This is a genomic window from Halobaculum sp. MBLA0143 (assembly GCF_041361465.1).
Taxonomy (GTDB): domain Archaea; phylum Halobacteriota; class Halobacteria; order Halobacteriales; family Haloferacaceae; genus JAHENP01.
Genome location: NZ_JBGKAC010000002.1, coordinates 300,556 through 313,135 on the forward strand (window position 1 = coordinate 300,556; position 12,580 = coordinate 313,135).

A 12,580-nucleotide genomic window follows, 5' to 3' on the forward strand; every position below is an offset into this window, starting at 1 on the left:
CTTCGAGAACAGCGCGAACTCCGTCTCCCGCGTCCCCAGCCGCTAGCGCACACGCTGAGTTGCCGTCGGCGAGCACCGGGCGCGCTCGGCGGTGTCCGTTGCGAGTGCCCTCAGTTCTTCGAGGAGGCGCGCGGCGTCGTCGTCGAGCGTCGCGTCACCGTCCAGCGCGGCCGCGACACCGCCGGCCTGCTCGGCGGCGGTGTCGTCGACATCACCGAGCACACCCTCTTCGAGTCCCCCACGGAGATACTCCGCGAACACCTCGGCCCGACCGTCGTCGGCACAGCTCGGTCGGTAGGTGGCGAGGTGGAGACGAGGGTCGTCGACGTCACCGTCGGGCGACAACGAGGCGTAGTCGATGTCGAGGCTAGGAGCGTCGCCGCGACCGGGGTCGTCGAGCGCGGGACCGGAGACGCCATCGACGGCGTCGGTGAGCGCCGGGCGCTGTCGGTACGTCGTCCGTGCCACCTCGACGACGTGTGTGATCGACAACCACGAGGCGGGAGTCGATCACTGCGCGAGCGTCGCCGAGCGCTCGCAGACGAGACGAGCGTGATCGCCTCCACGAGCGACTGGACGGGGCCGGTGTGGACCACGCGATCCACTCCCTCCACGGCGTCTACGACGACGATCCGACCGCTCGGGAGCCACAGGTCGACGTCGGCCCGTCGACTGTCGACGTGCCTGCGCCGGACGGCGACGATCACGACGCCTACCGCGAGCGGCTGGACGTGCCGACGTTCGACCCGAACGAGGGGGCACAGAAGGCTCACCTCTGGTACGTCACCGAGGAGCCGAGCGTGTTGCACGACCTCCTGTCTGTCCGGGTCGACAGCTGGGGACAGCTGAAGTCGTTGTTGGACGCGGGACACGTCGACGAACTGCTCTCGACTGACGCCCGCGACCGCATCCGGCGTCACGGCGCCGCGCTGGAGGCGTTCACGGAGGTGTACACCGTCGGCCGTGGCGAACCGATCGATCGGGAAGTGTTGAAACACAGCGGGGCCGTGTCTGACACCTTCATCGACGAGGTCAGCGAACTTGCCGAGCGCGTCGACGGCGACCCGAAGCGCGTGCTCGATGGGCTCCCCGGCGTGAACCACTTCCGCACCCAGAAGATCGAAGAACTCCGCGAGTACCTCCGCGAGGGGTGGTACCTCGACACTCGCAAGACGCACTCGTCCGAGGAGATCCGGATCGCTGTCGCAAACGCCTACGCCGACCACGGCCTGACGGGCCGGGAGGCGGACGCGGCCGCGCGACGGTTGTTGGAGCGAGTGGGCGGCACAGACTGACACAGATCACGGCCCCGTCTCCGCCACCGCTCGCTCCGCTCGCCGGCGGAGGATCGACTGGACACACTCCAGACGCTCTTGGACTTGGTCACGGATCTCCCTGTCCGGGAACCCACAGGTCGCTGCGGCGGCGTCGAGTCGCGCTGCGGTGACGTCGAACCGCCAGTCTGCCGGTAGTTCGGCGGCGACACGGGAGAGCACCTGCGTCTCCTCGAAGGAACGGTCCGTCTCGGCCACGTCGAACGCTGTCACGCCCGTGCGTGCCGTCGCAAGGTCTCGAAACAGGTTACGTCCCGTCGTGAGCCGTCGCCGAAGCTCGTCGCCTTCGTGGTCGAGGTCGATTCCCTCGGCGCGGGCGGCCAACACCGTCACGCCTACCGAGGCTCTCTGGGCGCGGTCTTCGAGGTTCCGGAGTGCCAGATACCGCCGTTTCGCCCGCACGCTTTGCGTCACGGCCGCGACGGAGACCGCCCGACACGAGTCACCTTCGACTACAGCCGCCGACGGAGCCGCGGGAGCCCCCGATCCATCTCCTCCCGAATCGCCACCAACTCCGCCGCGGTGTAGCGCCGCCGTCGAACGACCCCACCACCGTTCTCCCCCGCAGCGTCGGTGAAACACAGCCGGAGTTCCACGTCCCGCCCGTCCTCACGCTCGGCGAGCGCGGCGGCGTACACCCGCAGTTGCGGCCAGTGGGTCGCGGCCAAGTCGTCGACAGCGACCCCCTCGGTCGCGTCCGTCTTGTAGTCTAGGACGACGTACCGCTCGTCGGTCACGACCAGGAGGTCGATCTCGCCGACGATCCGGCCGGCGTCGAACCGGGCGGTCACCGGGAGCTCCGCGTGAACACTCGCCGGATCGACCCGTTCCAACAGGCGTTCGCGGGTCGCCAGCCCGCGGTCGGCGTGTTCGAGGATCGCGTCCACGTCGGCGTCGGTCGGGTCGCCGAGTCCGGTCGCGCGCCGGCGGGCGCTCTCGCGCCACTCCTCCCGTGGCGGGCGGTGCTCCAGCAGTTCGTGGACGGCCGTGCCGCGGTCGTTGGCGGCGAGGCCGAACGCCGAGTCGGTGTCCACCACGTCGTCCCCCTCACTCCCCTCTCCTCTACCGCTCCGTTCCACTTCGGGCGCGACAGCCTCGGCGTACGCCGTCGCCGTCGTCGCAACGGGCGGCGGAGAGGGGTCGACGGGCGCGACGTCGCGGCGCGGCACAGCCTCCTCCACCGTCCCGAAGTCGTCCGACCGACGCTCGCGCCAGTCCGTCGCCGGCGCCGGCGGGACGCGAACGGTGTAGTCGGCGTCGCCGAGCGAGCGGGTGACGGCGCCGTCGGCCTGGAGTGCGCGGAGAGTGTCGGCCGTCGCCGCGGCACGGGCGTCCGCTGCGGCGTCGTCTTCTTCGGGCTCCCGGAGACTGCCGTCACCTAGGAGGAGCGGCGCGAGCCAGTCCCGCCAGCGCCGCGCGTCGGCGTGTGGCTTCGGGTCGTCGAGAGCGCCCGCGAGGGGAGCGTCGTCGCTGCTGCCGTTGTCGCCGCCTCTGTCGTCGCCGCCGCCCACGTCGTCGACGGAGTGGTGCCCGGAAAGCAGGAGGTGATCCCGGGTTCGTGTGAGAGCGACGTACAACAGGCGTCGTTGCTCGGCACGTTCCCGCCGGCGGTCGCGTTCGCGCAGTCCACGGCGCGCCAACGTGCCGACGTGGTCGTAGCCGTCGCCCGGTGACGGCGCCTTGATCCCGACGAGCGGGACGGTTTCGGCGGTCGTGTCGCGGTCACCCGCTGTGCCGTCACCCGCTCCGCTGTCACCTGCTGTGGCCTCTGTCGCGTCCGCAGCGACCCGGTCGAGGTACAGCTTCCCGTCGTCGTCGACACTCGACCCGAACACGAACTCCCGGCCGACCTCGGGGACGACGACGACGGAGAACTCCAGCCCCTTCGCGGAGTGGATCGTCCGGAGTCGGACGCCGTCGGCGTCGTCCGGCACGCTCGCCTGGTCGGCGTGGGTCTCGACCGCCCGACGGTCCCGCACCCGGGTGAGCAACGCCGCGAGCGTCACCGCGCCGCCGTCGGCCCAGTCGCGCACCTGTTCGCGGAACTGTTCGACGTTCGCCACGGCCTGCCGCGGGCGTTCGCCGGCCGCGAGCGCACCGAGGTAGCCCGTCTCCGTCGACACCCGCGAGAGGAACTGTCCCCACGAGGGCGTGTCGACGCCGCGCTCGGGTTCCCCGCCTCCATCACCGAGCGCCATCCGCTCGCGCCAGTCGGCGATCCGGTCGCCGGCGGCCGCGAGTTCGTCGGTGACTGCCGTCTCGGGCTCGTCCGAATCCCCCGTCTCGGAGTCTCCCCGCTCGCCAGCCCGGATCGTCGCCCACAGCGACCCTTCACTCGCAGTCGGGGCCGCGAGGTCGTCGTCCGGGAGGCCGAACACGGGCGAGCGGAGGAGGCCGTACAGCGCGGTGTCGTCCGTCGGGTCCGCGAGCACCTCCAGCAGCCCGACGAGCGTCCGTACCTCCGGCGTCTGCCAGAAGCCCGTCCCGGACGCGACCGTGTACGGCACGTCGACGGCGTCCAGTGCCCGCTCGTACGCCGGGAGCCGGGTTCTAGCCCGCAGCAACACGGTCACGTCTTCGGGTCTGGCCGGCCGTTCGTCGCCCGTCTCCGGGTCCTCGACGGTCGGCGGCGACGCGAGTAGCCGGCTCAGCCGTGCCGCGACCGCCGCCGCCTCCCGCGTCGCCGTGTCGCCCAAGAACGGGAGCGCGTTGCCGTCGTCGAGGAAGCCGTCGCCGTGGAACCCGGGAACGTCGTCGTCCGGAACGAACAGGTACTCGACGGAGCCCGGGCGGTCGGGCTCGTCGCTGTCTTCGCTGTCGTCGTCGTCACCCCGCTCGCCCGACAACGCCTGTGGCGCCGCCTCGAAGGCGGCGCGCTCGTCGCCGGCGGGCGCGAACACCCGCTCGAACGCCTCGTTGCAGAACGCCCGCGGCCCGTCCAGCGTCCGGAAGTTCCCCGACAGTTCGAGGTCGGCGTGGTCCGTCTCCGCGTCGCCCGCTCCGGTCGAACCCGCGTCACCCCCGTCGACCGCGTTCGCGTCCGCGAGCGTCGCCCGCGCGTCGCCGAAGGTGGTCACGTCGGCGCCACGGAAGCGGTAGATCGACTGCTTCTCGTCGCCGACGAGAAAGAGGTTGGTGTCGAACGTCGGCGTCGCGTCCGGGTGGCCGAGCGCTGCCGGGTCGGCGCCGGCGAGGAGTTGGATCAGCTCCCACTGCTCGTCGTCCGTGTCCTGCATCTCGTCGACCATCACGTACTCGAACTGGTCGCAGACGGCCGCGCGGAACGCGGGCTCCTCGCGGAGGAGCGAGACCGTGTCGGTGACGAGGTCGTCGAAGTCCAACGCCGTCCGGTCCCGTTTGCGGGCGTCGTACGCCGACAACACGCGGTCCGTCACCCGGGCGAGCGCTCGGAGGTACGGCGCCGCGTCGCCGTCCGCGTGGCGCCCGCCGACGAACGGGGTCTCCGCGGGGTCGAGACGGTCGATCAGCGTCTTCCCCGCCGTCTCCAACTGCTCTTGTGTCGCCTCGTGGGCGCTCCAGGTGCTCTTGGCCCCGCGGTAGTAGTGGACCGACCGTCCGGTGTACGGGTCGCCGTTTCCGGTCGTCAGCCTGTCACACAGCCTGTCGAGCGCGAGCTGCCAGTCGCGGCCCGACGCGGTGCCGTCGGCGACGTCGGTCTCCCGACAGACGGACTCGACCGTCCGGACGAACTCCGCGCCGTCGTCCGAGTCGGGGTCGATCCCGAGCGCCGCGGGGTCGATGTCGGTGATCGTCGCCAGCGCCGACTGGACGGCGTCGTCGGTCAGTCGCGCCCGCGCCTCGGCGACCGAGACGGGGTACAGCGCCCGCCAGGCCGCGTCGGCGTGGGCACCGGCGTCGGCGTCCCGCCAGCGGTCGACCCACGCACGGCTCTCCGGCCGGGACTCCAACAGTCCGACGAGCACCGTCTCCAGCTCCGACCGACTCCAGAGACGGCCGAGTCGCGTCAGGTCGCCGTGTCGGTCGTCGTCGGGGTCGAGCATCTCCGTGACGCTCGTGCGGACCGTCTGGCGGGCCAACACTCCCGCGTCGCTCTCGTCTAGCGTCTCTGCCGAGGGGTTCACCCCCGCGGCGACGGCGAACTCCGACCGCAGCCTGGCACACGACTCGTGGATCGTGTGGACGTAGGCGTCGCCCATCGCGTCGGCGGCCGCCCGCCAGTGGTCGTAGTCGGCGCGGTCGGTGTCGGCACGCCCACCCGTGTCGCCGTCCCCCCTCCCGTCGCCCGCGATCGCCGCGTCGAGTTCGTCGTCGACGGCCGCCCGCACCCGTTCCCGGAGTTCGCCGGCGGCGTCGTTCGTGAACGTGATCGTCAGGATCTCCCGGGGGTCGACGCCGTCCCCGAGCAGCTTCAGGTACCGCCGGGTGAGTGTCGTCGTCTTCCCAGTGCCCGCGCCGGCCGTCACCGCGACGTGGGCCTCCGTCGCCGTCGCCGCACGTTGTTCGTCGGTCAGGCTGAACGGCTCCTCGCCGTCTCCCGTGCCTGTCGCCGCCGTCGTCTCGTCGGCGTCCGTCGCGCTCGCCGGATCGGAGTCGCTCACGACTCCTCACCCCCAATCTCGTCGTAGTAACTCGTCGGACGCGCCGCCTGCGGGACGTAGTGCCCGGCGTCGTCGGCGGCCTCGGCCCGCTCGCGTCGCCGGTGGTGTCGCACCCCGCACACGTCCGCGAACCGACAGTGGTCACAGCCGGCCGTGTCGGCGTCGAGCGTCGTCGTGTGGAACGCGCCGTCGGCGACGCTGTCGGCGACGTCCGCGACGCGCTCTGGGATCTCAGCGTCGAGGAACTGCTCGAACTCCGTCGCGTCGCCGCCGTTGCGGTAGATCGTCTCGAGGAGTGTCCGTTTTCGTCTGACCGTCGCCGGCGGCTCGACCGTGTAGAAGCCGCCGTCCACCTCGTCGAGCGCGTCGCCGTACCGTCTGGTCAGTTCGCGCCGCGCCGCGACGGTGTAGATCGGCAGTTGGAAGTCGATCCCTCCGAACGTCCGTTTCGTCGTCGGGTCGCTCGTCTTGTAGTCGTGGACCCGTCCGCCGACCGACTCGACGCCGGACTCGCCACCGTCTGTGTCGTCGACCTCCACCGCGACACGGTCGACGCGCCCCCGGACCGCGACCGTTCGGCCGTCCGGCGCTTCGAGTTCGACGGCGTACGCGTCGTCGTCGCGTTCTGCACCCGTCGGGGCGTCCGGGTCCGTCGTGAAGTCGAGCGGCGACTCCACCGCCAGCACGCGGTCGTCGTTGTCGAACTCTTCGTCGAGGAACCGGACGAAGACCCCACGGTCCGTCCCCCGGTGAGGGTGGTCGTCGCCGTAGTGGTCGTTGGCCGCCGGCGTTGCGAGCCCGGCCAGCAGCGTCTCCAGCCACCGCGTGCCGAAGGCGTCGTCCGTCGGCGCGTCGAGCGTCGACAGCTCCGTCTCCGCGGCGTCCAGCAGTCGTCGCTCCAGGCTCGCGCGGTCGAACGTCGTCAGGTCGACCGGGTCGCCGTCCGTCTCGACGAGGAGTCCGTCGAAGAAGCGTTCCAGCGTGTCGTGGACGAGCGTCCCGCGGTCGAGTGCCGTCGGCTCCAATGGGTACTCCGGCTCCTCCGGTAGCCCCAGCACCCGGTCGGCGTAGTACCGGAAGCCACACCGCGCGTACGACCGCAGTCCGGTGGGGCTGAACGGCGCCGGGTCGTGGTGTGCCGCGACCGTCGCTGGGTCGACGTGGCCGTCGAACTCACCGAACCCGTCGCCGACCCGTCCGGCGAGACAGGCCGCCCCGCGCCGGACGTTCTCTGCCGTCGCGGACGACACCACCCCGTCCCTCACCGCCTCCGTCAGCGCCGTCTCGCGCGTCTCGCCGTCGTGGCCAGTCAGCGCACGCTGGAGGTCGCCCGCGCTCGCAATCGACGGCGTCGGGGGAACGGTGGAGTCGACGGGGTCGGTAGAGTCAGTAGGAGTAGCGGAGTCGACGGGGTCGGTAGAGTCGGTGGAAGTAGCGGAGTCGACGGGGTCGGTAGAGTCGGTGGAAGTAGCGGAGTCGACGGGGTCGGTAGAGTCAGTAGGAGTAGCGGAGTCGACGGGGTCGGTAGAGTCAGTGGGAGTAGCGGAGTCGACGGGGTCGGTAGAGTCAGTGGGAGTAGCGGAGTCGACGGGGTCGGTAGAGTCGGTGGAAGTAGCGGAGTCGACGGGAGCAGCGGGATCAGCGGAGTCGGCGGGCGACTCCGGGTCGAGCCCGGTCACTCGGGCGAGTTCCGTCAGGATCGGCGACGGGAGTCGTTCGTCTCCGTCCGTGCCGACCTCGGGGTGGCCGAGCGCCACCGTCTCTGCGGCGCCGACGAGCACGGCGAACTGGTAGCGAGCCCGGGCCTGGTGGTCCGTCGCCGTGACGCTCGGCAACGCCTCGAACGCCCGACGGAAGAACCGCGACCGACGGTCCTCCGGCGGGAACGCCGCCCGCGTCAGTCCGACGACGTGGAGGTGGTCGGACGACCGCCCGAGCGCGTCCTGCACCCCGACGATCTCGACTGTCCCCGGTCGCCCTCCGCCAGGTGCGACACGCAGCCCCTCCAGGGCGTCTGCGACCCGGCGGAGCGGGTCCGTCGCGTCCCCCGCAGCCTCCCTGGCGTCGCCGTCGTCGTCGGTACGCTCGCTGTCCGGGTCGCCGACGCGCCCGACGGCCGCGAGCGTGCGGTCGACGGCCGTTCGTGCGCCAGCCTCGTGGGTCCCGTCCGTCGTCGGTCGATCGTCGCCGACCGCGAGACCGACGTGTGCGAACAGTTCGCGGAGCCGCGCGACCGTCGCCTCACGCGAGGCGGTTCGGACCGCACGAACCCGGTCGAGCAACGCCGCGACGGCGGCGTCCGCCTCGGCGTCGAGTTCCGCACGGAGGTCGGCGAGCCCGTCCGTCGGGAGGCTGTCGACGACCGCGAGCAGCTCGTCGGCGTCGAGCGGGTGGTCGCCGGAGGAGTCGCCGTCCGGGTGACCGTCGGAGTCGTCGGTGGTGTCGCGGTAGTCGAGATCCACGGCCGGGTTGCTCGCCAGACTCGCCAGGTCGCGGGCCGTCGGCGACGACAGACAGCAGTCGACCAGGTCGATAGCGGCGCGACCGACGCAGGTCTGCCCCAGCGGCGGGCGCCCGGCGTCGGAGACGGGCACGCCGACGGCGTCGAAGGCGTCGGCGAGGCGGTCACGGTACGACAACAGCTCCGGGACGACGACGAGCACGTCCTCCGGTGCCGCGCCGTCGGCGATCTGCCGACGGACCCGTCGTGCGACCGCCCGTGACTCCGCCATCGGCGTCGCCGCCGACTCCCAGCGTAGCCCGGACGGCACCGCGTCGTCGACGGTCGCCGTTCGAGTGAACGTTCGACCGACCGCCGTCGCCAGCGAGGGTGTGGCCGTGTCGGTAGGGTCGCTCGCGTCGGTGACGGTCGCGTCGCCGGCGCTGGTGTCGGTAGGGTCGCTCGCGTCGGTGGCGTCGGCACCGACGTGGACGTGTTCGTCCGCCAGCGCCACGAGCGTCGTGTAAGTGTCGGCGACGTAGGCGTTCGCGCCGTCGAGCGACGCTGTCTCGTCGTCTCCCGGTTCGTCGTTCGTCGTCTCGTCGCCTCGGCGGTCCGGCGTCTCCGCGAGTGGGAGGGTGACGACGACGTCCGTCGTCGTCCGGGCCGCGAGACACTCCAAGAGGTCGATCTGCGTGTCTGCGAGGTCGGTGTAGCCGGAGACGACCAGCGCGTCGGCGTCGACGAGCGCCTCGGGGTCGTCGGCGTCACAGACCGCCCGGTACGCCTCCGGGAGCGTGTACGACGCGGGCGCGGCCGACTGCTGGAGTGTCGCCGCCGTCTCGGCCACTCGCGAGAGCACCGTCGCCGTCCGGTCGTCGAGGTGTGTGTCGACGTGGTCTGCGAGTTCGGCCGGGTCGTCGTAGCCCGCAGCCGCGAGTTCCGACAACAGCTCTCGGACCTCCCGTCCGTGGGCGTGTGCCGCCGACAGCCCCGTCTCCGCTGCAACCGCCCGCAGCGCCCGGTCGATCGTCTGGCGCCGCGTCGGCGTGTCCAGCCGCGTCCCCGGGCCGCCAGCCCGCTCGTAGGCGTCACCCGCGAGCCGGTCTAGGTCCGTCACCCGCACCCGAAGGGGGTCGTGAGCCGCCGCCCAGGCGTCCGCGACGGCACCACTCTGCCCGCCGTCTGCCGCCGCGACGACGACTGACCCCGGCTCGTCGTCCGCGACGGCACTCGCCCGCTCGAACGCCCGTCGTTCGAGCGCCGTCGGGTCGACTCCCGTCAGAACTGTGACTGTCACACCGCCCGTATCGTGAGAGGGCCACATAGATGTACGCCTCGCGGTGCGGTGGGATCGGTGTGCCGGCCGGTCACACCCACCCGGCCCGCCGGCACCACACTGTTCGCCGTGTTCGCGTCCACTGTCTCCGTGTTCGCCGTCTCCCCGCTCCCCGTCACCGTCTCCCGGAGTAGACTAGCGGGGACTCGGCCGTCGCTGGTGGGTCCGCTCTCGAGGGTCGGACCCCGTTCGCGAGTGCCGGCGTCACAGCGGACGAGCGTCGGTGTGCTCCCGCGGGCGTGCCGCCGTCGATTCGGAGCTTTCACACTGTCGCCGTCCGTACGTCGGTCGTGTCCACGATCACTACGGGCCGCACACTCGACGGCGACGGCGACCCGATTCCCGGGACGGGGTTCGAGGTGGAGCCGGGCTCCTGGCTGGCCGACCGGATCCGCGAGCGGGTCGGCCCGATCCAGTCACACCCGACACGATCGGTCTGGGGCGTGCCGGTCGCGGCCGACGGCGACACCGTCCGAACCGTCTCCGTCGTCGGCGGGGGGTACGGCGGGCCGCCGCCACACTACCACACGCAGAGCCGCGAGCGCTTCTCCGTCGAACGCGGCGAACTCACGCTCGAACTGGACGGTCGGGACCGGGTCGTCACCGCCGGCGAGACGGAGACCGTCGCCACCGGCGTCGAACACTCCTTCCGTGCCGACACGGACGACCGCGTGCTCGTCGTCACGGAGATCGACACCCCCGGGCGGCTCCGAGACGTGTTGCCGACGCTCGGCGGGCTGGCCCACGACGACGACCGCGACCCGGAGCACCCGCTCCAACAGGCCGTGATCGCCGACCGACTCGCCGACAACACGGTGTTCACCGCCGCAGACGGTGGAGTCACCGGCCTCGCTACCGACCTGCTCGCGCCGCTGGGGCGCGCGGCGGGCTACCGCGCCGCCTACGCCGAGTACCGGACGCCGGCGTTCTGGCGGGCACACGTCGAACAGCCGTCGATCTGAGGGGGTGTGCGCGTGTCACGACAGTGTCTCATACCGTCTGGATCGACAGTTCCTCCAACCGGTAGACAGACTCCACCCGCGCAGCCGTGTGCCAGTCGATCGTCGACCGGCCGGCGAACCCAACGGACGGTGTGACCTGGAGTCGGTACACCCGACCGGCGATGGCGTCGAACTCGGTCGTGATCCGTGTCGGGTCGAACGGATCCCCGAGGAATCCTCCCTCTGTCGGGTCACGTGGCTCTAGATCGATTGCCCAGTCGATCAGAACACGAGCGATCAGTCCGCCGACTAAGCCGAGGTAAGGTGCGACGAGGCGGTACGCCAGAAACTCTAACAACTGTTCGGCCACACTCGCCCCGGGCCCGCCGGTGCGGTGCTGGAGGTCCGGGTGTGTCTCGTGTGCCACCGCGCGGTCGCCGTCGAAGACCGCCAGGTTCGTCTCCGAACACAGGGCGTAGTCGCGGCCGTCCGTCGCTCTCGGAGCGTACTCGTAGCCGCCGTTGCCCCAGTAGGCCGCCGACAGTCGGTACGTCCCCGTCTCCGGCGCCCGCCAGTACGTCCGGAACGCACTCGCCGCGTTCATGCCCAGACGACCGTCGCCGACGAGCGCGCCGTCCACCTCCAGGTGGGTCCTCGAGTTGGAGTCGAACGTCGCGCGGTTCGCCAACTCGTGTACCTCGTCGTCGCCCGTGATCCCACTCGACTGTGGCTCTGCCGGGAGTCCCGCCGTCTCCTGAATCGGGAGCCCGCCCGTCCTCGTGAGCGGGTCGTACCGACGCGGTGTCGCCGTCGGCGTGGGTGTCGGACTTGTGGTCGGCATCCAGGTGTTTGTCACCGTCAACGCACATGGGTCGGTGTGGTGGCTCGCCGATGTATCGTCGGTGTCTCCGCCCCGGGAACGTCGTCGCTGGCACAACCCGCTAACCCGCTCATGGCTGCGAGCGGCAACAGACTCGGGAGTAGACGCCGTTCGGCCGGAGTCGTATTGTCTGCGTTGTGTTGAGTTATAGTTGTGATTTTATATAAAAGTTACGCGGCCAAATCCCGTTACTGGACTGTCTCCGTATCAGACTCCATTTAGGTCAGACACTCTTCTCGCCGTTCGACAGGTAACTCAACAGGGTATCTCGGGATTCACGACTGTACACACCTCCAACGAATTTGTCGTAGTCCTTACGAAGAACTTTCTCGGATTCCCTGACTTTCCCCCGCCAAGACTCACCGTCAGCCGAACTAATCCCTGGGTACTGTTGTATGAGCATGTTAAGGAGTATGACAGGATCTGTCGGGGGAAACGGGATTCGTGGCTTGTCGAGAGGACTATCGCAGTAGTGGTACTCCTCTTCGGTGTAATTGATACTTGTCCGCGGCGTCTCCCCACCGACTTGGAGATGTGCCATCGGCTTCGGCTCGTCATCATTCTTACCTACATCGATGTCGAAGTGAAGTCGCCTTGCTACTCGCCAACGTCGGTCCGTACCGTTCCAGCAACAGGGGCACGCCTCGTCGTCGGTGCTTGAGGCGGACCTCCGCTCTGTCCTCTCCTGGCTAAGAAGACAAAGGCTGAAACTGTACTGCTCAAATTCACCGTCGGCAACCCTGACCTCGCCAGAAATCTGAGCATACCCTCTAGCGTTCTCGAAGTCCGGACGCTGAACCCCCGTTTCGTCACGGCTGTCGTCTACCTCGCCGAGTACAACCTCCCACGGCGGGTCAAGTTCAAACTGCCAATCGCCTTCGAAGTCGATTCTGTCTAACAAAGCTCGTTGTTGTTCAAGCGGATTCTTTCCACTGGGGTAGCTGAGAGCAGTGTTATCTTGGTAAGATAAGTATCTGACTGCGTCTAACAGCTGAGTTCCGAAGTCACTCGGATCAGGGACCTGATCAACAATCCTGGTTTTTTGACTTGAACTGTCGTTACTCAT

General features: G+C 69.9%; 8 protein-coding genes. 2 read left to right on the forward strand and 6 right to left on the reverse strand.

What is annotated here, in order from left to right:
• Window positions 1-42: 42 nt before the first annotated feature.
• Window positions 43-492, reverse strand: a complete 450-nt coding sequence (locus tag RYH79_RS16780) for a hypothetical protein (RefSeq protein ID WP_370901463.1) — start codon at window positions 490-492, stop codon at window positions 43-45.
• Between the two features lie 95 nt (window positions 493-587).
• On the opposite strand from RYH79_RS16780, the gene RYH79_RS16785 reads away from it, so the two are divergent.
• On the forward strand, window positions 588-1,295 hold the full coding sequence (locus RYH79_RS16785) for a hypothetical protein (protein WP_370901465.1): 708 nt from the start codon (window positions 588-590) through the stop codon (window positions 1,293-1,295).
• A 6-nt stretch (window positions 1,296-1,301) separates the two neighbouring features.
• On the opposite strand, the gene RYH79_RS16790 is transcribed toward RYH79_RS16785, so the two are convergent.
• The 3 genes from RYH79_RS16790 to RYH79_RS16800 are packed head-to-tail and all read right to left on the reverse strand — an operon-like array spanning window position 1,302 to window position 9,654.
• A complete protein-coding gene (locus RYH79_RS16790) occupies window positions 1,302-1,748 on the reverse strand; it encodes a hypothetical protein (protein WP_370901467.1) in 447 nt (148 codons plus the stop codon).
• Between the two features lie 38 nt (window positions 1,749-1,786).
• Window positions 1,787-5,914: a UvrD-helicase domain-containing protein gene (locus RYH79_RS16795; protein ID WP_370901469.1), complete on the reverse strand. Its 4,128-nt coding sequence runs from the start codon at window positions 5,912-5,914 to the stop codon at window positions 1,787-1,789.
• Window positions 5,911-9,654 carry a PD-(D/E)XK nuclease family protein gene (locus RYH79_RS16800; protein WP_370901471.1) on the reverse strand — a complete coding sequence of 1,248 codons (3,744 nt, stop codon included), beginning with the start codon at window positions 9,652-9,654 and terminating at the stop codon, window positions 5,911-5,913. The genes RYH79_RS16795 and RYH79_RS16800 overlap by 4 nt, the downstream gene beginning before the upstream one ends.
• A gap of 329 nt (window positions 9,655-9,983) precedes the next feature.
• Here RYH79_RS16800 and RYH79_RS16805 point away from each other — a divergent pair, with 329 nt between their 5' ends.
• The gene (locus tag RYH79_RS16805; protein WP_370901472.1) at window positions 9,984-10,655 is read left to right on the forward strand and encodes a cupin domain-containing protein; all 672 of its coding nucleotides are present in this window, start codon (window positions 9,984-9,986) and stop codon (window positions 10,653-10,655) included.
• Window positions 10,656-10,683: 28 nt separating this feature from the next.
• Here RYH79_RS16805 and RYH79_RS16810 read toward each other — a convergent pair whose 3' ends face one another.
• Both RYH79_RS16810 and RYH79_RS16815 read right to left on the reverse strand, forming a co-directional pair.
• Entirely contained in the window at window positions 10,684-11,475 is a 792-nt protein-coding gene (locus RYH79_RS16810) for a hypothetical protein (protein WP_370901473.1), read from the reverse strand.
• A 262-nt stretch (window positions 11,476-11,737) separates the two neighbouring features.
• A complete protein-coding gene (locus RYH79_RS16815; RefSeq protein ID WP_370901475.1) occupies window positions 11,738-12,580 on the reverse strand; it encodes a hypothetical protein in 843 nt (280 codons plus the stop codon).